Here is a 26,160-nt window from a genome sequence, read left to right as displayed (position 1 = left end):
CGGCACGCCAGCTGAGGAAAAAACCATGAAAGCCGATATCCACCCGAATTACCCAGTAGTTGCAGTAACTTGCAGCTGCGGCAACAAGTTCGAAACCCGTTCGACCTTCGGCAAAGCCCTGGCGGTCGACGTTTGCAACGAGTGCCACCCGTTCTACACCGGTAAGCAGAAGACTCTGGACACCGGTGGTCGCGTTCAGAAGTTCGCCGACCGTTTCGGTGCTTTCGGCGCGAAAAAGGCCTAAGGCCCTTCATTCTGGAAAACCTCAGCGGATTTTCCGGTCTGATGAAAAAGGCGTCCCTTGCGGGCGCCTTTTTTGTGTCCGCGATTTGGCTCTCCGCCGCCCAGGCCTTCTGCCCGGCACCGTCTGGTCTGGACGGTGCCACGGTGCAGCGGGTGGTCGACGGCGACACCCTGCGCCTGAGCGACGGGCGCAATGTGCGGATGATCGGCCTTAATACGCCCGAACTCGGCAAGCAGGGTCGTAGCGACGAGCCGTTTGCAGTGGTTGCGCGCAAGCGTCTCGAAGCGCTGGTCGCCGAGAGCGACGGGCGGGTTGGTCTGCACCTTGGCACCCAGCCCAAAGACCATTACGGCCGAACCCTGGCCCACGTTTTCAGCGCCAAGGGTGAGAACCTCGAAGCGCAAATGCTCGCCGATGGTCTCGGTTTCCAGGTCGCGGTGGCGCCGAATGTCGATCTGATCGATTGCCAGCAAGCTGCCGAGCGCCGTGCGCGACAGGCCGGGCTCGGCCTGTGGAAGCGCTCACCTGTACTGAAAGCAGAGCAGATCGAGCGCTCTGGTTTCGCGCTGGTCAGTGGTCGTGTGAGCAAGGTTCAGCGCAATCGTGGCGGAATCTGGATCGAGTTGCAGGACAAGCTTGTACTGCGCGTTGCACCCAATCTGCTGGATCGCTTCGATGTCGCCGCTCTGCAGGCGTTGAAGGGCAAGCAGATCGAGGCCCGTGGCTGGGTGGTGGACCGTTCCCGGCGCGGTGGGCTGAATTCAGGTCAGGCGCGCTGGCTGTTGCCGTTGACCGATCCTTCGATGCTTCAGCCGTCCCGTTGAGTAAAAAGTTGTAGACATTTTTTCTGTCGATTGTGAACAGTCCAGCCCTTGTACGCCGTGGCTCTTGGCCCAAAGTCGTAGGGCAGGGCGCTTGACAGGGGTGACCGGGCAGTCTTGTGGGGACTTTGCGAGGCGCGTATCCTCGCTGACCAGTCTGTCCAACAGTAAAAAGCGGAATGCCAAAATGTCTGATCTGAAAACTGCCGCTCTCGAATATCATGCCAATCCTCGTCCAGGGAAGCTGAGTGTCGAGCTCACCAAGGCCACTGCTACCGCCCGCGACCTGTCGCTGGCCTACAGCCCCGGCGTAGCTGAACCAGTGCGCGAGATCGCCCGCGATCCTGAACTGGCCTACAAGTACACCGGCAAGGGCAACCTGGTTGCAGTCATTTCCGATGGCACCGCGATTCTGGGTCTGGGTAACCTCGGCCCACTGGCTTCCAAGCCAGTCATGGAAGGTAAAGGCGTGCTGTTCAAGCGCTTCGCCGGCATCGACGTCTTCGACATCGAAGTCGACTCCGAAAGCCCGCAAGCCTTCATCGACACCGTAAAACGCATTTCCATCACTTTCGGCGGCATCAACCTGGAAGACATCAAGGCACCCGAGTGCTTTGAGATCGAACGCGCTCTGATCGAGCAGTGCGACATTCCGGTATTCCACGATGACCAGCACGGCACCGCGATCGTGACCGCTGCGGGCATGATCAACGCTCTGGAAATCGCTGGCAAAACCCTGGCCGACGCCAAGATCGTCTGCCTGGGCGCAGGCGCTGCCGCCATCTCCTGCATGAAATTGCTGGTGAGCATGGGCGCCAAGGTCGAGAACATCTTCATGGTTGACCGTACCGGCGTGATCCACGCTGGCCGTGACGACCTGAACCAGTACAAGGCCGTGTTCGCTCACCCTACCGAGAAGCGCACCCTGGACGACGCCATCGAAGGCGCTGACGTATTCGTCGGCCTGTCGGGCCCGAACCTGCTGAGCGCCGAGCAACTCAAGCGCATGGCGGCCAACCCGATCGTCTTCGCTTGCTCCAACCCTGATCCGGAAATCTCCCCGGAACTGGCTCACGCCACCCGTAACGACGTGATCATGGCCACCGGCCGTTCGGACTACCCGAACCAGGTCAACAACGTACTGGGCTTCCCGTTCATCTTCCGTGGTGCTCTGGACGTTCGCGCCAAGCGCATCAACGAAGAAATGAAGATCGCTGCCGCCAACGCCCTGAAGGACCTGGCCAAGCTGCCGGTGCCGAAGGAAGTCTGCGCCGCCTACGGCGTTGATGCGCTGGAGTTCGGCCGTGAGTACATCATTCCGAAGCCGATGGACGCACGCCTGATCACCGTCGTCTCCGACGCCGTGGCCAAGGCCGCGATCGAGACCGGTGTGGCGACCCTGCCGTATCCGAAGAACTACCCGCTGAAAAGCGTGGATGACGTGTTCAACGGCTAAGTCGTTGTAGCGCATCAACCGAAAGCCCCGGCTCGTGAGAGTCGGGGTTTTTTTGTGCCTGTTGATTTTGGGGTGATCTTAAGGGCCTCTTCGCGGGCAAGCCCGCTCCCACAGAGTTTTGTGGTTACTGTGGGAGCGGGCTTGCCCGCGAAGAGGAGGGTCCGGACCACACAAAATGAACAGGCAATAAAAAGCCCCGCACTTCAATCGAAGGCAGGGCTTTTTAGCGGTTCAGGATCAGGATCAGAACAGATCGATCGGCGCCTGCTCATCCGCCGGCAGCGGGCTGCCTGGCACGGTGCCGTTACCGATCTCGTTGACCGACGGCGGCGTGTCCTCGGCCTTGAACAGCTCGAAGTACGCACCCGGTGTGCTCGGCGAGGCTGCACGGCCGCTGACCGGGTCCACCCGCAGGCTGAGGATGCCTTCCGGCTCTGGCTGGACGTGCGGCGGCTTGTCCTTCAGCGCGGCGCTCATGTAGTTCATCCAGATCGGCAGTGCCACGGTGCCGCCGAACTCCCGGCGACCGAGGCTTTCCGGCTGGTCGAAACCGGTCCACACGGTGGTCACGTAATCGGCGTTGTAACCGGAGAACCACGCATCCTTGGATTCGTTGGTGGTACCGGTTTTGCCCGCGATGTCGCTGCGGCCCATGGCCAGTGCACGACGGCCGGTGCCGAGCTTGATCACGTCCTGCAGCATGCTGTTGAGGATGTAGGTGGTACGGCCATCGACGATGCGCTCGGCGACTGCCGGTGCTTGCGGCACAGCGGCGCTGCCCGGCGCTTCACCCGGAACCGGTGCTGCGTCGACGGTGATCGATTGGGTCGCCGGTGCCGCAATGCCGTCGGTGGCCGCGCCGCCCTGCGGTACGGTCGGCGGGTTGGCGACGAAAAGCGTCTCGCCGTTGCGGCTTTCGATCTTGTCGATGATGTACGGAGTGATCTTGTAACCGCCGTTGGCGAAGGTGCTCCAGCCGGTGGCGATTTCCATCGGCGTCAGGGTCGCGGTGCCCAGTGCCAGCGAAAGGTTTGGCGGCAGGTCCTGCTTGTTGAAGCCGAAGCGGGTGATGTAGTCGATGGTCTTGCCTACGCCCATCGCCTGCAGCAGGCGGATCGAAACCAGGTTGCGCGACTTATAGAGCGCTTCACGCAAACGGATCGGGCCGAGGAACGTGTTGGTGTCGTTCTTCGGACGCCAGACCTTGTCCAGGTATTCGTCGACGAACACGATCGGCGCATCGTTGACCAGGCTGGCGGCGGTGTAGCCGTTATCCAGCGCGGCGCTGTAGACGAACGGCTTGAAGCTCGAGCCCGGCTGACGCTTGGCCTGCATCGCGCGGTTGTAGTTGCTCTGCTCGAAGGCGAAACCGCCGACCAGCGAACGGATCGCGCCGTTCTGCGGATCCAGCGACACCAGCGCGCCTTGTGCCTGGGGGATCTGGCTGAACTTAAGCGAATTGTTCGGCTGGCGTTGCACGCGAATCAGATCGCCGACCTGCGCCACATCCGACGGCTGACGCGGGTTGGCGCCCATGCTGTTGGTATTGAGGAACGGGCGGGCCCATTTCATGGTGTCCCACGCCACGTGCTCTTCGCCGGTGCGGGTCAGTACCTGCAGGCCGTTCTTGTCGACCTGGGTGACGATGGCCGGCTCGAGGCTGCTGATGGTGCGTTGCTTGGTCAGTTCGGTGGCCCAGGCTTCGCGGGTCTTGCCCGGCAGGCGCGATTCGGGGCCACGGTAGCCGTGACGCTGATCGTAGGTCATCAGGCCTTCGTGCAGCGCGGTGTTGGCCATTTCCTGGAGGTTGCTCGGCACCGTGGTGGTGACGCGGAAACCTTCGGTGTACGCGTCGCTGCCGTAGCGGCCGACCATTTCCGCACGGGCCATTTCGGCGATATACGGCGCGTTCACTTCCGGGGTCGGCACGTGATAGCTGGCGTTCAGTGGCTCGTTGACCGCGGCGGTGTAGTCGGCTTCGGTGATCTTGCCGAGCTTGTACATGCGGCCAAGGATCCAGTCGCGACGCTCCTTGCTGCGCGCCGGGTTGGCCAGCGGGTTGAAGCGCGACGGGGCTTTCGGCAGACCGGCGATCATCGCCATCTGCGCCAGGCTGACATCGCGGATCGACTTGCCGTAATACACCTGCGCCGCCGCCTCGATGCCGTAGGCGCGGTTGCCCAGATAGATCTTGTTCACGTACAGCTCGAGGATCTCGTCCTTGGTCAGCTGTCGTTCGATCTGCAGCGCCAGGAGGATTTCAGTGGTCTTGCGCGAGAAGCTGCGTTCGCTGGTCAGGAAAAAGTTTTTCGCCACCTGCATGGTGATGGTGCTGCCGCCGGACTGGATGTGCCCGCTTTTGACCAGTTGGGTCGCGGCGCGCATCAGGCTGCTCGGATCGACGCCGTAGTGATTGGCGAAGTTGTCGTCTTCAGCACTTAGTAACGCATTGATGAAATTGGGGGGAATGTCGGCGAAACGGATCGGTGTGCGGCGCATTTCGCCAAATTCTGCGATCAACTTGTTGTCGCTGCTGTAGACCCGGAGCGGAATCTGCAACTGAATGCTTCTCAGCGCCTCCACAGATGGCAAACCCGGACTAAGGTAAAGAAACGCGCCGCTGAGACCTAAAAGCAGTCCGCAGAAAACGGCGACGATGGACCAACCGAAAAATTTCAGCAGACGAATCAAGGCTTTTGGACATCCACGGCAAAGAATGAATTGGGCGACAGGGTTCCGGTTAACACAGAACGACCCGCGCCGGCAGTAAAAAGCGGAAAAAAACGCTGGGCATTATAAGCACTTTTCCGCTGAGGGCGTCATTTGCGCTTCTGTCAAGACGGGGCGAGGGAACGCAATGCGCATTACAGAGTCCGTAACTCACGGATAGTCATAGGGAATTGGTAGTGCTAGGACTCTTCAATAAAAAGGCCAATACGTTACTGGGGATCGACATCAGTTCCACATCGGTGAAGCTGCTGGAGCTGAGTCGTCAGGGGGAGCGCTACCGGGTCGAGGCGTATGCGGTGGAGCCGTTGCCGGCGAGTGCCGTGGTCGAAAAGAACATCGCCGAGCTCGAGGGCGTCGGCCAGGCCCTGTCCCGGGTCCTGGTCAAGGCACGCACCGGGCTGAAAACCGTGGCAGTGGCGGTGGCCGGTTCGGCGGTGATCACCAAGGTCATCGAGATGGACGCCGGGCTGTCCGACGACGAACTGGAAAACCAGCTCAAGATCGAGGCCGATCAATATATTCCCTATCCACTGGACGAGGTCGCCATCGACTTCGAAGTCCAGGGCGTCTCGCCGCGCAACCCCGAGCGGGTCAACGTGCTGCTGGCCGCCTGTCGCAAGGAAAACGTCGAAGTCCGCGAAGCGGCGCTCGCACTGGCCGGGCTGACCGCGCGGGTGGTGGATGTCGAAGCCTATGCGCTGGAGCGTTCGTTCGGCCTGCTGGCCACGCAACTGGCCGCGTCCCAGGACCGGCTGACGGTGGCCGTGGTCGACATCGGCGCCACCATGACCACCCTCAGCGTCCTGCACAACGGCCGGATCATCTACACCCGCGAACAATTGTTCGGTGGTCGACAACTGACTGAGGAAATCCAGCGCCGTTATGGTCTGACCCTTGAGCAGGCGGGGCTCGCCAAGAAGCAGGGCGGGCTGCCGGACGACTACGTCAGCGAGGTGCTTCAACCGTTTCGCGAGGCGCTGGTGCAGCAGGTGTCGCGCTCCCTGCAGTTCTTTTTCGCCTCCGGCCAGTACAACGCCGTCGACCACATTCTGTTGGCCGGCGGCACGGCGTCGGTGCCCGGGCTCGACCGGCTGATCGAAGAGCGGCTGAACACCCCGACTCAGGTTGCCAACCCGTTTTCCGACATGGCCTTGAGCAGCAAAGTCAACGCCGGGGCCCTGGCAAGCGATGCGCCGGCCCTGATGATTGCCTGCGGGCTCGCGCTCAGGAGTTTCGACTGATGGCGCGGATCAACCTTTTACCCTGGCGCGAAGAGCGCCGCGAAGAACGGCGCAAACGCTTCCTGCTGGTCTTGATCGGTGTGGTGGTCGGTTCGGTGGGAGCAGTGCTCATTGCCGATCAGATCATCAGCGCCGCCATCGCCCGGCAGGTGGCGCGCAATGACTACATTGGCAAGCAGATCGAAGTAATCGACGAGCGGATCAAGCAGATCAGCGAGCTCAAGGCCCGTCGCCAGCAACTGGTGGAGCGCATGCGCATCATCCAGGACTTGCAGGGCAACCGGCAGATCAGCGGGCGGATCTTCGATCAGCTGGCGCGCACCTTGCCTGACGGGGTGTATTTCACCGATGTGAAAATGGTCGGCAAGACCCTGTCGATCAGCGGTGCAGCGGAGTCCAACAATCGCGTATCCGACCTGATGCGCAACCTCGACGCCTCCGACTGGTTCGATGCGCCCAACCTCAATGAAGTGAAAGCCACCACCGCCGGCCAAGTGGATCAGGCCAATGTCTTTCAACTGACCGTTCGCCAGACTCGACCCAGGCTCGAGGAGGGCGAGCAATGAAGCCGTCCGAGTGGCTGCAAAGCCTGCGCAATGTCGATTTCAACGACCTGGACACCAGCAACATCGGCTCCTGGCCGCCAGTGGTCAAAACTCTGGCCGGCGGGCTGTTGATGGTGCTGGTCCTGGCGCTTGGCTATAACTTTTACATCAGTGACCTGGAGAACCAGCTCGAGCTCAAGCGTGAGGAGGAGACGACTCTCAAGGAGCAGTTCGCGAGCAAGGCGCGCATGGCGGCCAATCTGGAGCTGTACACCCAACAGATGAAAGAGATGGAAAACTCGTTCGGCGTACTGTTGCGGCAACTGCCCAGTGACACCGAAGTGCCGGGGTTGCTGGAAGACATCACCCGCACCGGGCTGGGCAGCGGTCTTGAGTTCGAGGAGATCAAGCTGCTGCCGGAGGTCACCCAGCAGTTCTACATCGAGCTACCCATCCAGATCACCGTGACCGGTGCCTATCACGACCTCGCGACTTTCGTCAGCGGCGTGGCCGGTTTGCCACGGATCGTCACCCTGCACGATTTCGAGCTGGCGCCGGCCAATCCCGAAGGCGGACCGAAGTTGCGCATGAGCATCCTCGCCAAGACCTACCGCTATAACGACAAGGGGCTGCAGAAATGAGCCCGATCCGTTTTATCGCCTTGTCGGCATTGGTATTGATGCTCGGTGGTTGTGGCGGCGATGACTTCAGCGACCTCGACGCTTATATGAATGAAGTGCGTCTGCGCCCGCCGGGCAAGATCGAGCCGACCCCGACCTTCCGCTCCTTCCCTACGTTCACCTATAGCGCTGCCAACCTGCGCAGTCCGTTTTCGCGCCAGTTGCGGGTCGACCTGGCCGGGCAGAAACATGGCTCGCGCGACGTAAAACCCGATCCCCACCGGGTCAAGCAATACCTCGAAGGCTTCAACATCGAGCAATTCGAAATGGTCGGCACGATTGCCAACGCCTCAGGTTCCTTCGCCCTGCTGCGTGGGGCGGGTGGCGTCCACAGGCTCAAGGTCGGCGATTATCTGGGCCGCAACGACGGGCGCATCGTCGCCATCAGTGCTTCACAAGTCGATGTGGTGGAAATCGTTCCGGATGGCCAGGGTGCCTGGCTTGAGCGGCCGCGCACCATTCCTTTGAAAGAGCATTCATAAGTGGAAGTCGAACAATGAACAGGATTTTCTCCACCCTCGGTTTTTCGCTATGGATAGCGCTGCTTTCGCCGATGGTACAGGCAGCCAATCTGAAGGCGCTGGACGTCGCGGCACTGCCGGGCGACCGGGTCGAGCTGAAGCTGTCGTTCGACGGCCCGCCCCCGCAACCTAAAGGCTACACCACCGATTCGCCGGCAAGGATCGCCCTCGATCTGCCGGGGGTGGCCAGTCAGCTGACGAGCAAGACTCGCGACCTGGGCAGCGGCAATGCCCGCACGGCCACGGTAGTCGAGGCCAATAACCGGACGCGGCTGATCATCAGCCTGACGCAACTGGCACCTTACGACACCCGGGTCGAAGGCAATACGGTGTTCGTGGTGGTCGGGCAAGGCAGCAAAGTCGCTGCACCGCGTACGGCGGCGCGTGCACCGCGCACAGCACCTGCGGCCGCGCCAGTCCGCACGTTTACGCCGACTGCCAGAGCCATTCGCGGCGTGGATTTCCAGCGTGGCACGGCGGGCGAGGGCAATGTGGTCATCGATTTGTCCGACCCGGCCATCGCTCCGGACATCCAGGAGCACGACGGCAAGATCATGCTCAATTTCGCCCGTACCCAATTGCCCGAACCGCTGCGGGTACGCCTCGACGTCAAGGATTTCGCCACCCCGGTGCAGTTCGTCAATGCCGGTGTCAGCGGTGATCGGGCGACGATCACCGTCGAACCCAGCGGTACGTTCGAGTATTCCACTTACCAGACCGACAACAAGCTGACCGTCAGCATCCGCCCATTGACCATCGATGACCTGCAAAAGCGCAACGCCGACCGCAACAGCTACAGCGGCGAAAAGCTCTCGCTCAACTTTCAGGACATCGATGTGCGTTCGGTGCTGCAACTGATCGCCGATTTCACCAACCTCAATCTGGTGGCCAGCGATACGGTGCAGGGCGGCATTACCTTGCGCCTGCAGAACGTGCCGTGGGATCAGGCGCTGGATCTGGTGCTCAAGACCAAAGGCCTGGACAAGCGCAAGGTCGGCAACGTGTTGCTGGTGGCGCCCGCAGATGAGATTGCAGCGCGGGAACGGCAGGAACTGGAGTCGCAGAAACAGATCGCTGAGCTGGCGCCGTTGCGCCGCGAGCTGCTGCAAGTGAACTACGCCAAGGCTGCGGACATCGCCAAGTTGTTCCAGTCGGTCACCAGCGCCGAGGCCAAGGTCGACGAACGGGGTTCGATCACCGTCGATGAGCGGACCAACAACATCATTGCCTACCAGACTCAGGATCGCCTCGACGAGCTGCGGCGGATCGTGGCGCAACTGGATATTCCGGTGCGTCAGGTGATGATCGAGGCGCGGATCGTCGAGGCCAACGTCGACTACGACAAGAGCCTGGGCGTGCGCTGGGGCGGCTCGATCCAGAACAAGGGCAACTGGAACACTTCCGGGGTCAGCAACGGCTCTTCGACCACCATTGGCACGCCGGGCAGCACCAGCACCAACTCGCCGTTCGTCGACATGGGTACAGTCAACAACACGTCCGGGATCGGCATCGCATTCATCACCGACAACGTCTTGCTGGACCTTGAGCTGACCGCGATGGAGAAAACCGGCAACGGCGAAATCGTCTCGCAGCCCAAGGTGGTCACCTCCGACAAGGAAACCGCGAAAATCCTCAAGGGCACCGAGATTCCGTATCAGGAAGCCAGCTCCAGCGGCGCTACGTCGGTGTCCTTCAAGGAAGCGTCGCTGTCGCTGGAAGTGACGCCGCAGATCACCCCGGACAACCGCATCATCATGGAGGTGAAGGTCACCAAGGACGAACCGGATTACCTGAACAAAGTGCAGGATGTTCCGCCGATCAAGAAGAACGAGGTCAATGCCAAGGTGCTGGTGAACGACGGCGAGACCATCGTGATCGGGGGCGTTTTCTCAAATACTCAAAGCAAGGTCGTAGATAAGGTGCCATTTCTTGGCGATGTGCCGTATCTTGGCCGCCTTTTCCGGCGTGATGTGGTTTCGGAGAAAAAATCCGAGCTGCTGGTATTTCTCACTCCGCGTATCATGAATAACCAGGCGATTGCTGTGAGTCGTTGATTCTGTGCGAAATTTGATTCTTGTAGGACCGATGGGGGCTGGAAAAAGCACCATCGGCCGATTACTGGCCAAAGAGCTGCGCCTGCCGTTCAAGGATTCCGACAAGGAAATTGAACTGCGCACGGGCGCCAATATCCCGTGGATCTTCGACAAGGAAGGCGAGCCCGGCTTTCGTGATCGTGAGCAGGCGATGATCGCCGAGTTGTGCGCGTTCGACGGCGTGGTGCTGGCGACCGGCGGCGGCGCGGTGATGCGCGATGCCAACCGCAAGGCCCTGCACGAGGGCGGGCGGGTGGTCTACCTGCACGCATCTGTCGAACAGCAGGTCGGCCGCACCTCTCGCGATCGCAACCGGCCGTTGCTGCGCACCGCCAATCCGGAGAAAACCTTGCGCGATCTGCTGGCGATCCGGGATCCGCTCTATCGGGAAATCGCCGATCTGGTGGTGGAAACCGACGAGCGGCCACCGCGCATGGTCGTGCTCGATATTCTCGACCGCCTGGCGCAGCTTCCGCCCCGTTAAAGCATCGCTCGAAATGCGCTATCCTCGGCGTCCTGTCACAGCCCGCCGAGGTTGTGGCGGATGGCGTGCGAGCGGCGTCATACCCGCTACAGGCCGCAGACAACCAATAATTCAGGGCAGGACGCCTGCTTCCATCTTCACTGTGGGGACACATGCAGACACTCAAGGTCGACCTAGGCGAGCGCAGCTACCCGATTCATATTGGCGAAGGATTACTGGACCAGCCTGAATTGCTGGCCCCGCATATCCACGGGCGGCAAGTGGCAATCATCTCCAACGAGACCGTTGCGCCGCTCTATCTCGAGCGTCTGACCCGCAGCCTGGCGCAGTTCTCAGTGATTTCCGTGGTGCTGCCCGACGGCGAAGCCTTCAAGAACTGGGAAACCCTGCAACTGATCTTCGACGGCCTGCTGACCGCCCGTCATGACCGCCGCACCACGGTAATCGCCCTCGGCGGCGGCGTAATCGGCGACATGGCCGGTTTCGCGGCCGCCTGCTACCAGCGTGGCGTCGATTTCATCCAGATTCCTACCACGCTGCTGTCCCAGGTCGATTCGTCGGTGGGCGGCAAGACCGGGATCAACCATCCGCTGGGCAAGAACATGGTCGGCGCGTTCTATCAGCCGAACGTGGTGCTGATCGATACTGCGTCCCTGAAAACCCTGCCCGCGCGCGAGCTGTCGGCCGGCCTGGCGGAAGTCATCAAGTACGGTCTGATCTGCGACGAGCCATTCCTGACCTGGCTCGAAGACAACGTTGACGCCCTGCGCGCGCTGGATCAAACGGCCCTGACCTATGCCATCGAACGCTCCTGCGCCGCCAAGGCTGCGGTGGTCGGTGCCGACGAGAAGGAAACCGGCGTGCGGGCCACCCTCAATCTCGGCCACACCTTCGGCCACGCCATCGAAACCCACATGGGCTATGGTGTCTGGTTGCATGGCGAAGCGGTCGCCGCTGGCACCGTGATGGCACTGGAAATGTCCTCGCGCCTCGGCTGGATCAGCGAGCAGGAGCGTGATCGCGGCATCCGCCTGTTCCAGCGTGCCGGTCTGCCGGTGATCCCGCCGGAAGAGATGACCGAAGCCGATTTTCTTGAACACATGGCAATTGACAAAAAAGTGATCGACGGTCGCTTGCGCCTGGTGCTGCTGCGCCGGATGGGCGAAGCGGTGGTGACCGACGATTATCCGAAAGAGGTTCTACAGGCCACGCTGGGAGCGGATTACCGCGCTCTGGCTCAGCTTAAAGGTTAATAAGATTCCGATGACTAGTTTGCATGCCGACGAGGCGTTCCTCGGCCATTTCCAGTTAAGTCACGACCCTTTCGCGCCGCGGGTTCCGGGCTTCAAATTCTTCCCGGCCCAGCGCAAGCCGGTGCTGGGGCAGCTGCATCATCTGGCGCGTTACAGCCAGTTGCTGCTGGTGGTTACCGGCCCGCAGGGCAGCGGCAAGACCCTGCTGCGTCAGGCGCTGGTCGCCAGCACCAACAAGCAATCGGTGCAGAGCGTTGTCGTTTCCGCCCGTGGCGCAGGCGATGCAGCCGGTGTGCTGCGTCAGATCGCCCAGGCGCTGGACGTGGCGCAGGCCGAGGTCGGGGCGATTCTCGATCAGGTCGTACAGTTGGCGCTGACAGGGCAGGAAGTCTATCTGCTGGTTGACGATGCCGAGCAGCTCGACGAGTCCGCGCTTGAAGCCCTGATGGCGCTGGGCGCCGGCGCTCCGGAAGGCCGCCCGCATGTGTTCCTGTTCGGTGAGTCGTCGCTGATCGCCCAGCTCGAGGCTTTGCACCTTGAGGAAGAGCGCTTCCACGTCATCGAATTGCAGCCGTACACCGAAGAAGAAACCCGCGAGTATCTCGACCAGCGGCTGGAAGGCGCGGGCCGGGGTGTCGAACTTTTCACCGCGGATCAGATCTCTGATATTCACGAAAGCTCCGAGGGTTGGCCGGGCAACATCAACCAGGTCGCTCGCGATGCTCTGATCGAAGTCATGATTGCCAGCCGCTCCGCGGTCAAGCGTCCAAGTATGGGGTTCAACATGCCGAAGAAACACGTATTGGCGATTTCCGCCGTCGTTGTGGTCGCGGTCGCTGCCGCCTGGCTGATGCCGGGTCGCAACAAGGCGCCGACCACCGGTGCGCCGGCCAACGAGCAGGCGCAACTGCCATTGGGCCAGGGCACGCCGCAGGCGGGTGGCGCGCCGTCCGTCGAATTCAACGGCAATACCCAGCCGATGCCGCTGCCGCTGGTCGGCAACTCGCAACCGGTGATGCGCGGTCCGTTGGCTGAAGCGGCTGGCGGCATTACCGAAGGCGACGACGGTGTGCCGGTCGAAGGTTCCAGCAACACGCCACCGACCGTGACCACCACTGCGCCACCGGCGGGCGTTCCGGCCGGTCCTGCGCCGACCCCGGTTCCGGTTCCGGCAGCCAAACCGACTCCGGCGCCAACCCAGGTTGCTACCGCCAAGCCTGCGCCTGCTCCTGCCACTCCAGCGGCCAAACCGGCTCCGGCGCCTGCCAAGCCTGTTGCCGCCGCCAAACCTGCCGAGAAGCCGGTCACCGTCGCCAAGGCAGCCGGTGGCAGCTGGTACGCCGGTCAGCCGACCAGCAACTACGTGGTGCAGATCCTCGGCACCAGCTCCGAAGCGACCGCGCAAAACTTCGTCAAGGAGCAGGGCGGCGAGTACCGTTACTTCAAGAAAGTCCTCAACGGCAAGCCTCTGTACGTGATCACCTACGGCAACTTCGCCAATCGTGATGCAGCCGTTTCTGCCATCAAGGCCTTGCCAGCGAAGGTTCAGGCTGGTAAACCTTGGCCTCGCACTGTCGCCAGCGTCCAACAGGAACTGGCAACAACTCGCTGAAGATTCGGCGGCCTTACCCAGGCCGCCTCTCCAAGCACCTCAAAATTTCTACAAGTGCGCGCTTCCTTTCAGGTCGCGTGCCTTGTGGTGTCTGCGTCACAGTAGTCTTTGAGTCGTTGCGGTCAAAATTAAAAAAGTTTTGACTAGCACAGCAGATCGCTTTAAACCTTTCACAAATGCGACATGAATTTGCGACATTTCGTCGTCAAATTTGTGAGCCTCTGTGTCGCTGTGTACAATGACCACCCTTTTGCCCCCGCAAAGCCGGCGTACGTTCGGCGCGGCAAGCAAGTGGTTGAATTGAAAAGAAATTTGCCTCGACAAGAGGCAGCCTGGTGAGAAAGTGTCTATGAAAGCAGGTCTGTACCAACCAGATGAATTCAAGGATAACTGCGGTTTCGGCCTGATAGCCCATATGCAGGGCGAACCCAGTCATACCCTTTTGCAAACGGCCATCGAGGCCCTGACCTGCATGACCCACCGCGGTGGGATTAATGCCGACGGCAAGACCGGTGACGGTTGCGGTCTGCTGATTCAAAAGCCCGACGTGTTCCTGCGTGCCATTGCCCAGGAAACCTTCAGCGTCGAGCTGCCCAAGCAATATGCCGTGGGCATGGTCTTCTTCAATCAGGATCCGGCCAAGGCCGAAGCCGCTCGCGAGAACATGAACCGCGAGATCCTGGCCGAAGGCCTGCAGCTGATCGGCTGGCGCAAAGTGCCGATCGACACCAGCGTCCTCGGCCGCCTGGCCCTTGAGCGCCTGCCGCAGATCGAGCAGGTGTACATCGGTGGCGAAGGCCTGAGCGATCAGGACATGGCGGTCAAGCTGTTCAGCGCCCGTCGTCGTTCTTCCGTGGCCAACGCTGCCGATACCGACCACTACATCTGCAGCTTTTCCCACAAGACCATCATTTATAAAGGCCTGATGATGCCGGCCGACCTGGCCGCGTTCTATCCGGACCTGGGTGACCAGCGCCTGCAAACCGCAATCTGCGTGTTTCACCAGCGCTTCTCCACCAACACCCTGCCGAAATGGCCGCTGGCCCAGCCATTCCGCTTCCTCGCCCACAACGGCGAGATCAACACCATCACCGGCAACCGCAACTGGGCCCAGGCCCGCCGCACCAAGTTCACCAACGATCTGATGGATCTGGAAGAACTCGGCCCGCTGGTCAACCGTGTCGGTTCCGACTCCTCGAGCATGGACAACATGCTCGAACTGATGGTCACCGGCGGCATCGACCTGTTCCGTGGCGTGCGGATGATCATCCCGCCAGCGTGGCAGAACGTCGAAACCATGGACCCGGACCTGCGTGCGTTCTACGAGTACAACTCGATGCACATGGAGCCGTGGGACGGCCCGGCCGGCGTGGTAATGACCGACGGTCGCTACGCGGTGTGCCTGCTCGACCGTAACGGTCTGCGCCCGGCGCGCTGGGTCACCACCACCAACGGTTTCATCACTCTCGCGTCGGAAATCGGCGTGTGGGACTACAAGCCTGAAGACGTGATTGCCAAAGGCCGTGTCGGCCCGGGCCAGATCTTCGCCGTGGACACCGAAACCGGGCAGATCCTCGACACCGACGCGATCGACAACCGTCTGAAATCCCGTCATCCATACAAGCAATGGCTGCGCAAGAATGCCCTGCGCATTCAGGCGACCATGGAAGACAACGATCACGGTTCGGCTTTCTACGACGTCGATCAACTCAAGCAATACATGAAGATGTATCAGGTCACGTTCGAAGAACGCGATCAGGTACTGCGTCCGCTTGGCGAACAAGGCTATGAAGCCGTTGGTTCGATGGGCGACGACACGCCGATGGCCGTGCTGTCCCAGCGCGTGCGCACGCCGTACGACTATTTCCGCCAGCAGTTCGCGCAGGTGACTAACCCGCCGATCGACCCGCTGCGTGAAGCGATCGTGATGTCGCTGGAAATCTGCCTCGGTGCCGAGCGCAACATCTTCCAGGAATCGCCGGAACACGCCTCGCGCGTGATCCTCAGCTCGCCGGTCATTTCCCCGGCCAAGTGGCGCTCGCTGATGAACCTCGACCGCCCGGGTTTCGAGCGGCAGATCATCGACCTCAACTACGACGAAAGCGTCGGTCTCGAAGCGGCGATCCGCAACGTCGCCGATCAGGCTGAAGAAGCCGTGCGTGCCGGTCGTACCCAGATCGTCCTGAGCGACCGCCATATCGCGCCGGGCAAACTGCCGATCCACGCCTCGCTGGCCACCGGCGCGGTACACCACCGCCTGACCGAAAAAGGCCTGCGCTGCGACTCCAACATCCTGGTTGAAACCGCCACCGCACGCGATCCGCACCACTTCGCGGTGCTGATCGGTTTCGGCGCCTCGGCGGTCTATCCGTTCCTGGCCTACGAAGTGCTGGGCGACCTGATCCGGACCGGTGAAGTGCTGGGCGACCTCTACGAGGTGTTCAAGAACTACCGTAAAGGCATCACCAAAGGTCTGTTGAAGATCCTGTCGAAGATGGGCATCTCGACCATCGCGTCCTATCGCGGTGCGCAGCTGTTCGAAGCCATCGGCCTGTCCGAGGAAGTTTGCGAGCTGAGCTTCCGTGGCGTACCGAGCCGTATCAAGGGTGCGCGTTTCGTCGACATCGAAGCCGAGCAGAAAGCACTGGCCACCGAAGCCTGGAGTCCGCGCAAGCCGATCCAGCAGGGCGGTCTGCTGAAGTTCGTCCACGGTGGCGAATACCACGCCTACAACCCGGACGTGGTCAACACCCTGCAAGCCGCCGTGCAACAGGGCGACTACGCCAAATTCAAGGAATACACCTCGCTGGTGGACAACCGTCCGGTGTCGATGATCCGCGACCTGTTCAAGGTCAAGACCCTCGACAAACCACTGGACATCAGCGAAGTCGAGCCGCTGGAATCGGTGCTCAAGCGCTTCGACTCCGCCGGCATCTCGCTGGGCGCCCTGTCGCCGGAAGCTCACGAAGCCCTGGCCGAAGCCATGAACCGCCTCGGTGCGCGTTCCAACTCCGGCGAAGGCGGCGAAGACCCGGCGCGCTACGGCACCATCAAGAGCTCGAAAATCAAACAGGTCGCGACCGGCCGTTTCGGGGTGACCCCGGAATACCTGGTCAACGCCGAAGTACTGCAGATCAAGGTTGCCCAGGGCGCCAAGCCGGGTGAAGGCGGGCAACTGCCGGGCGGTAAAGTGAACGGGCTGATCGCCAAGCTGCGTTACGCAGTGCCGGGCGTGACCCTGATTTCGCCACCGCCGCACCACGACATCTATTCGATCGAAGACTTGTCGCAGCTGATCTTTGACCTGAAACAGGTCAACCCGAATGCGCTGGTCTCGGTGAAACTGGTGGCTGAAGCGGGCGTCGGCACCATCGCCGCCGGTGTGGCCAAGGCCTATGCGGACTTGATCACCATCTCCGGCTACGACGGCGGCACCGGTGCCTCGCCGCTGACTTCGATCAAATACGCCGGTGCGCCGTGGGAACTCGGCCTTGCCGAAACCCACCAGACCCTGCGCGGCAACGACCTGCGCGGCAAGGTCCGGGTCCAGACCGACGGCGGCCTGAAAACCGGTCTCGACGTGATCAAGGCAGCGATTCTCGGCGCCGAGAGCTTTGGCTTCGGCACCGCGCCGATGATCGCTCTGGGCTGCAAATACCTGCGTATCTGCCACCTGAACAACTGCGCCACCGGCGTCGCCACCCAGAACGAGAAGTTGCGCAAGGATCACTACATCGGCACCGTCGACATGGTGGTGAACTTCTTCACCTACGTCGCCGAAGAAACCCGTGAGTGGCTGGCCAAGCTGGGCGTGCGTTCCCTCGAGGAGCTGATCGGCCGTACCGATCTGCTGGAAGTCCTCGAAGGCCAGACCGCCAAGCAGCATCACCTGGATCTGACCCCGCTGCTGGGCAGCGATCACATTCCGGCGGACAAGCCTCAGTTCTGCGGCGTCGAGCGCAACCCGCCATTCGACCAAGGCCTGCTGGCCGAGAAAATGGTCGAGATGGCGACATCGGCGATCAACGACCTCAGCGGCGCCGAGTTCGATCTGGACATCTGCAACTGCGACCGTTCGATCGGCGCACGGATCTCCGGCGAAATCGCGCGCAAGCACGGCAATCAGGGCATGGCGAAAGCGCCGATCACCTTCCGTTTCAAGGGCACTGCAGGTCAGAGCTTCGGCGTGTGGAACGCCGGCGGTCTGAACATGTACCTGGAAGGCGACGCCAACGACTACGTCGGCAAAGGCATGACCGGTGGCAAGCTGACCATCGTGCCGCCGAAAGGCAGCGTCTATAAGACTCAGGAAAGCGCCATCATCGGCAACACCTGCCTGTACGGCGCCACCGGCGGCAAGCTGTTCGCCGCCGGCACCGCAGGCGAGCGTTTCGCCGTGCGCAACTCCGGTGCCCACACGGTTGTGGAAGGCACCGGCGATCACTGCTGCGAGTACATGACCGGTGGTTTTGTCTGCGTTCTGGGCAAGACCGGTTACAACTTCGGCTCTGGCATGACCGGTGGTTTCGCCTACGTGCTCGACCAGGACAACACCTTCGTTGACCGGGTCAACCACGAACTGGTGGAAATCCAGCGGATCAGCGGCGAGGCGATGGAAGCCTATCGCAGCCACCTGCAGAACGTGCTGAACGAGTATGTCGCGGAAACCGACAGCGAGTGGGGTCGTGAACTCGCCGAGAACCTCGATGACTACTTGCGTCGTTTCTGGCTGGTCAAGCCGAAGGCTGCCAACCTGAAGTCGTTGCTTTCCAGCACCCGTGCCAACCCGCAGTGATATGCGCCTGAAGAGTTTGATGAGGTTTTAACAATGGCTGAACGTCTGAATAACGACTTCCAGTTCATCGATGTCGGGCGCAAGGATCCGAAGAAGAAACTGTTGCGTCAACGCAAGAAAGAGTTCGTGGAAATCTACGAACCGTTCAAACCCCAGCAGTCGGCCGACCAGGCCCACCGCTGCCTGGGTTGCGGCAACCCGTATTGCGAATGGAAGTGCCCGGTGCACAACTTCATTCCGAACTGGCTGAAGCTGGTGGCCGAGGGCAACATCCTCCAGGCCGCCGAGCTGTCGCACCAGACCAACACCCTGCCGGAAGTCTGCGGCCGGGTGTGCCCGCAGGATCGTCTGTGCGAGGGTGCGTGCACCCTCAACGACGGCTTCGGTGCGGTGACCATCGGTTCGGTCGAGAAGTACATCACCGACACCGCGTTCGCCATGGGCTGGCGCCCGGACATGTCCAAGGTCAAACCGACCGGCAAGCGTGTCGCGATCATCGGCGCAGGCCCGGCGGGTCTGGGTTGTGCCGACGTGCTGGTGCGCGGCGGCGTGACTCCGGTGGTGTTCGACAAGAACCCGGAAATCGGCGGTCTGCTGACCTTCGGCATCCCCGAGTTCAAGCTCGAGAAGACCGTGCTGAGCAATCGCCGCGAAGTCTTCACCGGCATGGGCATCGAATTCCGCCTCAACACCGAGGTCGGCAAGGACGTGACCATGGAGCAGCTGCTCGCCGAATACGATGCCGTGTTCATGGGCATGGGTACCTACACCTACATGAAGGGCGGTTTTGCCGGTGAAGATCTGCCAGGCGTGTATGACGCGCTGGACTTCCTGATCGCCAACGTCAACCGCAACCTGGGCTTTGAAAAGTCGCCGGAAGATTTCGTCGACATGAAAGGCAAGAAGGTCGTGGTGCTGGGCGGCGGCGACACGGCGATGGACTGCAACCGCACGTCGATCCGCCAGGGCGCCAAGTCGGTGACCTGCGCCTATCGTCGTGACGAAGCGAACATGCCCGGCTCGCGAAAAGAGGTGAAGAACGCCAAGGAAGAAGGCGTGAAATTCCTCTACAACCGCCAGCCGATCGCCATCGTTGGCGAGGACAAGGTCGAAGGCGTGAAAGTGGTCGAGACCCGTCTCGGCGAACCGGACGCCCGTGGCCGTCGCAGCCCCGAGCCGATTCCGGGCTCCGAAGAGATCATCCCGGCCGACGCCGTGGTCATCGCTTTCGGTTTCCGCCCGAGCCCGGCGCCATGGTTCGAGCAGTTCGAGATCCAGACCGACAGCCAGGGTCGCGTCGTTGCGCCCGAGCAAGGTCAGTACAAGCACCAGACCAGCAACCCGAAAATCTTCGCCGGTGGCGACATGGTGCGCGGGTCCGACCTGGTTGTGACGGCTATCTTCGAAGGCCGCAATGCGGCGGAAGGGATCCTGGATTACCTGGGCGTCTAAACCCGGATCCTGAAACAAAAGCAATAACTCTGTGGGAGCGAGCTTGCTCGCGAAAGCGGCCTGTCAGTCAACTTCAATGTTGGATGTACAGGCCTATTCGCGAGCAAGCTCGCTCCCACAGTTGTTTCTCGCTGTTGCTGATGCCCCGTATTTGTTGCGACAAATTGACCCGATAGACAAAAGGCTGACCTGCATCCGTGCCTTTTGCGTCGCGCTCTGAGAAAATGCCCGCACTTTTTTTCCGGATGCCGACATGACTGCCCTGAAGAACGACCGTTTCCTCCGCGCCCTGCTCAAGCAACCCGTAGACGTCACCCCTGTGTGGATGATGCGCCAGGCCGGCCGCTACCTGCCGGAATACCGCGCCAGCCGCGCCCAGGCCGGTGATTTCATGAGCCTGTGCATGAATCCGGAATTCGCCTGCGAAGTCACGCTGCAACCCCTCGACCGCTATCCGCAACTGGACGCGGCGATCCTGTTCTCCGACATCCTCACCATTCCCGATGCCATGGGCCAGGGCCTGTACTTCGAGACCGGTGAAGGTCCGCGCTTCAAGAAAGTCGTCAGCACCCTGGCCGACATCGAAGCCCTGCCGATCCCGGATCCACACAAAGACCTCGGCTACGTGATGGACGCGGTCAGCACCATCCGCCGCGAACTGAACGGTCGCGTGCCGCTGATCGGTTTCTCCGGCAGCCCGTGGACCCTCGCCACCTACATGGTCGAAGGCGGCTCGTCGAAAGACTTCCGCAAGACCAAGGCGATGCTCTACGACAACCCGCAAGCCATGCACCTGCTGCTGGACAAGCTGGCGCAGTCGGTGACTGGGTACCTCAACGGCCAGATCCAGGCCGGTGCGCAAGCGGTGCAGATTTTCGACACCTGGGGCGGCAACCTGTCGGCGGCGGCGTATCAGGAATTCTCCCTGGCCTACATGAAGAAAATCGTCAGCGGCCTGATCCGCGAGCACGACGGTCGCAAAGTGCCGGTGATCCTCTTCACCAAGAACGGCGGCCTGTGGCTGGAAAGCATCGCCGACGCTGGCGCCGATGCGCTGGGTCTGGACTGGACCTGCGACATCGGCAACGCCCGCGCCCTTGTTGGTGACAAGGTTGCGCTGCAAGGCAACATGGACCCGACCGTGCTCTATGCCAAACCTGAAGCGATCCGCACTGAAGTCGGGCGCATCCTCGCCAGCTACGGCAAGGGCAGCGGCCACGTGTTCAACCTCGGCCACGGCATCACGCCGGAAGTTGATCCTGAGCATGCGGGTGCGTTCTTGCGTGCCGTACATGAGTTGTCGGCGCAGTATCACCAGTGATCGGCGCTCAGCTCTAATGGTAGAAAACAAAAACGCCCGGCTTATGCCGGGCGTTTTTGTTTGCGATGGGTTTAGCGTCCAAGGAGCTGTTCGGCGTAGCGGGCGATGATGTGGTCGAAGGTTTTTTGATCGGGAATCGCGGTATTTCGGATCGCCGTCACCAACCGCTCAAGTTCTTCCTCGCTGACTTGCATGACAAACTCATCATCGAAGAGGCGGCGGATTGTGTCCTGCCGTCGATTTTTGAGGTAGGCGATGTCTAGCGCCAATACCTCGATCATCTTTGTGGCGGGAAGGTCGTCAGAATCTTTTGGCTGGATTTCGCCGGTTCGCAGATATCGGAAGCGCTGTTCACAGTTCTCGTCGGTGGGAGAAATATGTTGGTTTTCGTCGAACCAGTTGCCCTTCTTATGGCCGCAGTGCAACGGATTGCCGGGCTTGGTTTCTCGCAGGCAGGAGGCATGAAGGTTGTGAAACTCCAACGCCAACTCTTCGAAATGCTCTTGAGGTCTGAAGTGCTCGATATGGCTGGTCGAGGCATCTATTTCCCGGCCGCAATAACAGCAGAAGAAGCCTTGCTCCTTAAGCAGGGCATTATGCAAATCCCGTTTTTGCGGGTTTTGTAGCGTTGGGTAAGTTGGGCTCCACTCGTCGTTCGCCGAGTTTTTCCAATCTGTAAATGAAGCGGGTTCAGTTCCTTTGAGCACTCGCTTCATTTGCCGAGAATCTCCTTGCGCCTGATCAGTGCTTCGGCGCCGGCGAATTCCGGTAGGTCGGGAGCTTTCTTTTTCAGCGCCTCAAGTTGTGATTTTGCCTTTTCGAGGTCGTTGTCTTCCAACGTGGAAAAAAGCTCGGACAGCAGATCTTCGATTTCTGGTTCGCGCTGCGTAACGCCCATTACCTCTTCAAGCACGCTGCTGGAATCCAGACCGTAGGTGACCCGCGGATGAGTCGGATCCCCGTTGTGCAACAGGATTACTTCTTCAGGTTTCAGGCTGCCGATGATTTGTGGGGAGTGGCTTGCGGCGATGAATTGGACTTTGGGAAAAGCCTGTCTCAATGCAGGCACGATGCTGCGTTGCCAGGCCGGGTGAAGGTGGATATCCAGTTCGTCGATGATGACCACGCCTGAGGTGTTTTTCAGGACATCTTTGCCCATGTGGGGGTTGAGGATGCACATGCGGCGGGCGATATCGGCGAACAATGCAATCATCCCGCGTTGACCATCACTTAGATTGCTGAACTTCGAAGTGGCGTTGCCGCCCATTTCAACAATCAAGCTCGCAAGTTCGACGTCGTAATAAAGTCCACTTGAGCCCGGTAACATCACTTGCAAGGCAGAATTTACCAGTGAAAGCTCATCGTAAAACTCAGTTACTGGCTTTGCAGACCGGAAAGCTTTTTGCAGTTGCTCCAATGTCTTTTTAACGAACCAACTTTCAAAGTCTTGCAGATTGGTGGCTGTGTTCGACCAATTCTTATAACCATCAAGTCGCGACAGTTTCAGTGATGCAGCCTGTTCGGTAGACGTGTTGGCGATAGTCCAGCGGCGGTCTGCTCGATAAAAGGCGATCAGCGGAAGGTCAATCTTGCCTGCGAGCGCAGAGGATGAGTTGAGAGCGTTGATGTCCACCACAGGTATAGGAGGAATCGAACCGTGTGAAGGTTGATGTTTTGCCCGAGCCCAGGATGAAGATTGAAACGCTTTGCCGTGGCCCTCTAAAACCAGCGGAAAAACCCTTTCGAATCGGTTTCCATTTTCGTGATGGTTGATGACCGTGCGCACATCTTCATCGTCGGAAAGCGTCATAGGATGGCCGACTGAACCGAAGATATCGTTAAAGCTTTGTGCTACAGCATTCAGCAGCGACGTCTTCCCGCTCCCATTAACCCCCACCACCAGATTGAATCCCGGCTGAAAGTCGAACGTGGCATCTTCGTAGCAACGAAAATTCTTAATGTGGAGACGGTCCAGGCGCATTCTGGCTTCCTTTACCAAAGCAGACGAATGCCGTCAGTGTACCTTGGCCCGCCGTTACTGCTAGGGCGCAGTTGTGGCTAAACCTTTTCGCCACCACCCAAAGGCGGCAACTTCGCCAGCTTCAACGCCACCAATAGCGCCACCAGCAATAGCGCGCCGATGAACAAACCAATGCCGTTCCAGCCGCCAAGGTGCCAGAACACCCCGCCTGCCGTCCCGGCGATACTCGACCCGGCGTAATAGCTGAACAGGTACAGCGACGACGCCTGGCCCTTGGCCTTGAGCGCCCGGCGGCCGATCCAGCTGCTGGCCACCGAGTGGGCGCCGAAGAAGCCGAAGGTGAAAACCAGCATGCCGACGATCACCAGTGGCAGCGGCGTGAACATCGTCAGGGCGAGGCCGGCGAACATCAGGGCAATGATGGCCCACAGCACTTTGCGGCGGCCCAGTTTGTCGGCCAGCGAACCGATTTTCGCCGAGCTGTAGATGCCCGACAGGTACACCACCGACAACAGCCCCACGAACACTTGATCCAGGTGATACGGCTCGGCCAGCAGGCGATAACCGATGTAGTTGAACAGGGTGACGAACGCGCCCATCAGCACGAACGCTTCGAGGAACAGCAGCGGCAGGCCGGCATCACGAAAGTGCATGGTGAAGCCGTCAAGCAGGCTGCGTGGGTGCAGCGAGCGGGAGCGGAAGTTGCGCGACTCCGGCAGGATTTTCCAGAACACCGCCGCGGCGATCAGCGCCAGACCACCGATCACCATCATCGCCGTGTGCCAGCTGACGAAGTCGATCAGCACGCCGGTGATCAGACGCCCGCTCATCCCGCCGATCGCGTTGCCGCCGATGTACAAACCCATCGCCAGACCGATGTGCTGCGGGTGGATTTCCTCGCTCAGGTACGTCATTGCCACCGCCGCCAGACCACTCAGCGACAACCCGATCAGCGCACGCATGATCAGCACACCGTGCCAGCTCGGCATCATCGAACTGGCGATGGTGCACAACGCAGCGGCAAACAGTGCGGCAACCATCACCGGTTTGCGTCCGACCCGATCGGAAATCGGGCCAGTGATCAGCAGACCGAACGCCAGCATGCCGGTGGCCACCGACAGGATCAGGCTGCTCTGCGCCGCGTTGATCGAATATTCGTGGGACAGCAACGGCATCATCGGCTGCACGCAGTACAGCAGGGCGAACGTCGCGAAGCCGCCGCTGAACAGCGCAAGTACCGTGCGCATGAACGCGGGCGTGCCTTTCTCGATGTAGATCTCTTGCAGTTCGGTCAGCACATCGTCCGCCGCAGCGGGCGGAACTTCATGGGCCAGTGGAGCGACGGCGGTTTTCACATCGGACCTCGGAGGGTGCGGGCAGGCAGTGAAAAAATCATATAGCTGGCTAATGTTTCTATCCAATATATTGTTCGACCTGTTTGATAGTTTTAACGACCTAATGGAGTGTTCATGGAATTGCGTCATCTGCGCTACTTCATCGCCGTGGCCGAAGAACTGCACTTTGGCCGCGCCGCACAGGTGCTGGGTATCTCTCAGCCACCGCTGAGCCAGCAGATTCAGGCGCTGGAACAGGAAGTCGGCGCGCGGCTTTTCGAGCGTACCAATCGTCGGGTCGAGCTCAGCGAGGCCGGGCGACTGTTTCTGGAGGAAGCGCGGCTGGTGCTCGCGCAAGTCGATAAAGCAGCCGACGTGGCCCGCCGCGCGCAACTTGGCGAGCTGGGTGAACTGAAGATCGGCTTCACCTCGTCGGCGCCATTCAACTCGACCATTCCCCAGGCGATCTTCTCGTTTCGCCAACGCTTTCCGGCCGTGCATCTGAACCTGCGGGAGATGAGCAGCACTCAGGTGGCAGATGCGCTGGTGGACGAGTCGATCGAGGTCGGCATCATGCGGCCGCTGGGTTTGCCGGATTCGCTCAGCGTGGTCGAACTGATGCGCGAGCCGCTGGTGGCCGTGCTCAGCTCCAAACATCCGCTGGCGCAGGGCTCTGAAGAGGGGCTGTTCCTCTCGGCACTGGCCCTCGAACCGTTTGTGTTTTTTCCGCGCAGCTACGGCAGTGGTTTGTACTCGCAACTCATCAACCTGGCCCGAGATGCCGGATTCAGTCCGCATTTTGCACAGGAGGCGGGCGAAGCCATGACCATCATCGGTCTGGTAGCGGCGGGTTTGGGCGTGTCGGTGCTGCCGGCGTCCTATCAGCGGATGCGCATCGATGGCGTGGTTTATCGACCCTTGCTCGATCCTGAAGCGATTTCGGCCGTGTGGCTGGTGCAGCGCAAGGACCAGAAATCACCGATGGCCAAGGCATTCGTCGAGTTGCTCACGCGCAAGGTTGAAGCCGGTTGATCAGGGCAGTTGCACCAGATCCCCCTTCAATGCCACGCGCGTCACAAACACCCCGGCGCGACATTCGTAAGTGTTCAGATCCTTGCGTACGTGCTGGTCGTAGTAGCTGACGATATTGGTCACCGCATTCGCCCCGACACGCTTGGCTTCGGCCTGCAACGCAATCAGATTCGACTGCAGCACCCACTCGCACGAGTCGTGATCGCTCTTGTTGAAGCCGTTGGTCTTCAAGTCACTGACCACTCCGTGCTGCAACAACCGCTGAGTGCCCTGAGGCCCGTTGCCGACCAGATAAAACTTCACGCTGCCATCCAGCCGCCCGGCACGCATCGCATCCGACACGACTGTTTCGAACGGCATGTACATCAGATTGGTGGCGTGGCTGGCGCTGGGAAGCAGGCTGAAGAGGGCGGCGGCGATCAGGGCTTTCGCTTGCATGGTTGTCTCCTTGACGGTGAAAGAGAACCGCGAGTACTTGACCGGCAGGGCTCGCCGTTCCGGCAGGCGTTGTGTATCGGCCTGTTTGAGCGAGTGTAGTTGGGTGCACAGGTTTGGTTGGCTCGAC

General features: G+C 60.6%; 20 protein-coding genes. 15 read left to right on the top strand and 5 right to left on the bottom strand.

The features are described 5' to 3' along the window. The first annotated feature begins 25 nt into the window (after positions 1-25). The 3 genes from rpmE (at position 26) to AC1MDC_RS07705 (ending at position 2,521) form a co-directional block, all read left to right on the top strand. Positions 26-244, top strand: a complete 219-nt coding sequence (gene rpmE, locus AC1MDC_RS07715; RefSeq protein ID WP_085698111.1) for a 50S ribosomal protein L31 — start codon at positions 26-28, stop codon at positions 242-244. Positions 245-285: 41 nt separating this feature from the next. Further along, complete coding sequence (locus AC1MDC_RS07710) at positions 286-1,068, top strand: thermonuclease family protein (protein ID WP_480392791.1); 783 nt, start codon at positions 286-288, stop codon at positions 1,066-1,068. 184 nt (positions 1,069-1,252) lie between these two features. Further along, positions 1,253-2,521 carry a malic enzyme-like NAD(P)-binding protein gene (locus AC1MDC_RS07705; RefSeq protein WP_085698113.1) on the top strand — a complete coding sequence of 423 codons (1,269 nt, stop codon included), beginning with the start codon at positions 1,253-1,255 and terminating at the stop codon, positions 2,519-2,521. 243 nt (positions 2,522-2,764) lie between these two features. Here AC1MDC_RS07705 and AC1MDC_RS07700 read toward each other — a convergent pair whose 3' ends face one another. After that, a complete protein-coding gene (locus AC1MDC_RS07700; RefSeq protein ID WP_371918985.1) occupies positions 2,765-5,209 on the bottom strand; it encodes a penicillin-binding protein 1A in 2,445 nt (814 codons plus the stop codon). Positions 5,210-5,427: 218 nt separating this feature from the next. Here AC1MDC_RS07700 and AC1MDC_RS07695 point away from each other — a divergent pair, with 218 nt between their 5' ends. The 11 genes from AC1MDC_RS07695 to hemE all read left to right on the top strand — a co-directional run bounded on the left by AC1MDC_RS07695 (position 5,428) and on the right by hemE (position 21,248). Then, positions 5,428-6,492: a pilus assembly protein PilM gene (locus AC1MDC_RS07695; RefSeq protein WP_007952389.1), complete on the top strand. Its 1,065-nt coding sequence runs from the start codon at positions 5,428-5,430 to the stop codon at positions 6,490-6,492. Further along, positions 6,492-7,058: a PilN domain-containing protein gene (locus tag AC1MDC_RS07690; protein WP_085698115.1), complete on the top strand. Its 567-nt coding sequence runs from the start codon at positions 6,492-6,494 to the stop codon at positions 7,056-7,058. Before AC1MDC_RS07695 ends, AC1MDC_RS07690 begins: the two co-directional genes overlap by 1 nt. Beyond that, positions 7,055-7,678 (top strand): type 4a pilus biogenesis protein PilO, encoded by a 624-nt coding sequence (gene pilO, locus AC1MDC_RS07685; RefSeq protein ID WP_085698116.1) that lies wholly within the window; start codon positions 7,055-7,057, stop codon positions 7,676-7,678. The genes AC1MDC_RS07690 and pilO overlap by 4 nt, the downstream gene beginning before the upstream one ends. After that, a complete protein-coding gene (locus AC1MDC_RS07680; protein ID WP_085704938.1) occupies positions 7,675-8,199 on the top strand; it encodes a pilus assembly protein PilP in 525 nt (174 codons plus the stop codon). Before pilO ends, AC1MDC_RS07680 begins: the two co-directional genes overlap by 4 nt. A gap of 14 nt (positions 8,200-8,213) precedes the next feature. Next, positions 8,214-10,292: a type IV pilus secretin PilQ gene (locus AC1MDC_RS07675; RefSeq protein ID WP_480392790.1), complete on the top strand. Its 2,079-nt coding sequence runs from the start codon at positions 8,214-8,216 to the stop codon at positions 10,290-10,292. A 4-nt stretch (positions 10,293-10,296) separates the two neighbouring features. Beyond that, positions 10,297-10,815 (top strand): shikimate kinase AroK, encoded by a 519-nt coding sequence (aroK, locus tag AC1MDC_RS07670; protein ID WP_011332081.1) that lies wholly within the window; start codon positions 10,297-10,299, stop codon positions 10,813-10,815. Positions 10,816-10,967: 152 nt separating this feature from the next. After that, the gene (gene aroB / locus AC1MDC_RS07665) at positions 10,968-12,068 is read left to right on the top strand and encodes a 3-dehydroquinate synthase (RefSeq protein ID WP_480392789.1); all 1,101 of its coding nucleotides are present in this window, start codon (positions 10,968-10,970) and stop codon (positions 12,066-12,068) included. A gap of 10 nt (positions 12,069-12,078) precedes the next feature. Then, positions 12,079-13,680 carry an AAA family ATPase gene (locus tag AC1MDC_RS07660; RefSeq protein ID WP_480392788.1) on the top strand — a complete coding sequence of 534 codons (1,602 nt, stop codon included), beginning with the start codon at positions 12,079-12,081 and terminating at the stop codon, positions 13,678-13,680. A 349-nt stretch (positions 13,681-14,029) separates the two neighbouring features. Continuing rightward, positions 14,030-18,475: a glutamate synthase large subunit gene (gene gltB, locus AC1MDC_RS07655; RefSeq protein WP_227234188.1), complete on the top strand. Its 4,446-nt coding sequence runs from the start codon at positions 14,030-14,032 to the stop codon at positions 18,473-18,475. Between the two features lie 33 nt (positions 18,476-18,508). Beyond that, a complete protein-coding gene (locus AC1MDC_RS07650; protein WP_007909438.1) occupies positions 18,509-19,927 on the top strand; it encodes an FAD-dependent oxidoreductase in 1,419 nt (472 codons plus the stop codon). Between the two features lie 253 nt (positions 19,928-20,180). Further along, positions 20,181-21,248: a uroporphyrinogen decarboxylase gene (gene hemE, locus AC1MDC_RS07645; protein WP_227234190.1), complete on the top strand. Its 1,068-nt coding sequence runs from the start codon at positions 20,181-20,183 to the stop codon at positions 21,246-21,248. Between the two features lie 71 nt (positions 21,249-21,319). On the opposite strand, the gene AC1MDC_RS07640 is transcribed toward hemE, so the two are convergent. The 3 genes from AC1MDC_RS07640 to AC1MDC_RS07630 all read right to left on the bottom strand — a co-directional run bounded on the left by AC1MDC_RS07640 (position 21,320) and on the right by AC1MDC_RS07630 (position 24,584). Beyond that, positions 21,320-21,964, bottom strand: coding sequence for a retron system putative HNH endonuclease (locus AC1MDC_RS07640; RefSeq protein WP_085701107.1), 645 nt, complete (start codon positions 21,962-21,964; stop codon positions 21,320-21,322). Beyond that, positions 21,961-23,229: an AAA family ATPase gene (locus tag AC1MDC_RS07635; protein WP_085701106.1), complete on the bottom strand. Its 1,269-nt coding sequence runs from the start codon at positions 23,227-23,229 to the stop codon at positions 21,961-21,963. The genes AC1MDC_RS07640 and AC1MDC_RS07635 overlap by 4 nt, the downstream gene beginning before the upstream one ends. A gap of 77 nt (positions 23,230-23,306) precedes the next feature. Continuing rightward, entirely contained in the window at positions 23,307-24,584 is a 1,278-nt protein-coding gene (locus tag AC1MDC_RS07630; RefSeq protein WP_085701105.1) for an MFS transporter, read from the bottom strand. A gap of 114 nt (positions 24,585-24,698) precedes the next feature. Between AC1MDC_RS07630 and AC1MDC_RS07625 the strand changes: the two genes are divergently transcribed. After that, a complete protein-coding gene (locus AC1MDC_RS07625; RefSeq protein WP_085701104.1) occupies positions 24,699-25,595 on the top strand; it encodes a LysR family transcriptional regulator in 897 nt (298 codons plus the stop codon). On the opposite strand, the gene AC1MDC_RS07620 is transcribed toward AC1MDC_RS07625, so the two are convergent. Further along, positions 25,596-26,033 carry an excinuclease gene (locus tag AC1MDC_RS07620; protein WP_480392787.1) on the bottom strand — a complete coding sequence of 146 codons (438 nt, stop codon included), beginning with the start codon at positions 26,031-26,033 and terminating at the stop codon, positions 25,596-25,598. Positions 26,034-26,160 lie beyond the last annotated feature (127 nt).

This window comes from Pseudomonas sp. 1 (assembly GCF_056626735.1).
Note: the sequence above shows the minus strand (reverse complement) of the source record. Positions and strands in the feature narration are given on the sequence as shown.

Excerpts from the sequence above, each read along its gene's own strand:
- AC1MDC_RS07690 (WP_085698115.1), top strand. The coding sequence starts at position 6,492 with ATGGCGCGGATCAACCTTTTACCCTGGCGCGAAGAGCGCCGCGAAGAA.
- AC1MDC_RS07625 (WP_085701104.1), top strand. The coding sequence starts at position 24,699 with ATGGAATTGCGTCATCTGCGCTACTTCATCGCCGTGGCCGAAGAACTG.
- AC1MDC_RS07705 (WP_085698113.1), top strand. The coding sequence starts at position 1,253 with ATGTCTGATCTGAAAACTGCCGCTCTCGAATATCATGCCAATCCTCGT.
- hemE (WP_227234190.1), top strand. The coding sequence starts at position 20,181 with ATGACTGCCCTGAAGAACGACCGTTTCCTCCGCGCCCTGCTCAAGCAA.
- AC1MDC_RS07650 (WP_007909438.1), top strand. The coding sequence starts at position 18,509 with ATGGCTGAACGTCTGAATAACGACTTCCAGTTCATCGATGTCGGGCGC.
- AC1MDC_RS07710 (WP_480392791.1), top strand. The coding sequence starts at position 286 with ATGAAAAAGGCGTCCCTTGCGGGCGCCTTTTTTGTGTCCGCGATTTGG.
- aroB (WP_480392789.1), top strand. The coding sequence starts at position 10,968 with ATGCAGACACTCAAGGTCGACCTAGGCGAGCGCAGCTACCCGATTCAT.
- AC1MDC_RS07620 (WP_480392787.1), bottom strand. The coding sequence starts at position 26,033 with ATGCAAGCGAAAGCCCTGATCGCCGCCGCCCTCTTCAGCCTGCTTCCC.
- AC1MDC_RS07675 (WP_480392790.1), top strand. The coding sequence starts at position 8,214 with ATGAACAGGATTTTCTCCACCCTCGGTTTTTCGCTATGGATAGCGCTG.
- gltB (WP_227234188.1), top strand. The coding sequence starts at position 14,030 with ATGAAAGCAGGTCTGTACCAACCAGATGAATTCAAGGATAACTGCGGT.
- AC1MDC_RS07635 (WP_085701106.1), bottom strand. The coding sequence starts at position 23,229 with ATGCGCCTGGACCGTCTCCACATTAAGAATTTTCGTTGCTACGAAGAT.
- AC1MDC_RS07640 (WP_085701107.1), bottom strand. The coding sequence starts at position 21,964 with ATGAAGCGAGTGCTCAAAGGAACTGAACCCGCTTCATTTACAGATTGG.
- AC1MDC_RS07660 (WP_480392788.1), top strand. The coding sequence starts at position 12,079 with ATGACTAGTTTGCATGCCGACGAGGCGTTCCTCGGCCATTTCCAGTTA.
- rpmE (WP_085698111.1), top strand. The coding sequence starts at position 26 with ATGAAAGCCGATATCCACCCGAATTACCCAGTAGTTGCAGTAACTTGC.
- pilO (WP_085698116.1), top strand. The coding sequence starts at position 7,055 with ATGAAGCCGTCCGAGTGGCTGCAAAGCCTGCGCAATGTCGATTTCAAC.
- AC1MDC_RS07680 (WP_085704938.1), top strand. The coding sequence starts at position 7,675 with ATGAGCCCGATCCGTTTTATCGCCTTGTCGGCATTGGTATTGATGCTC.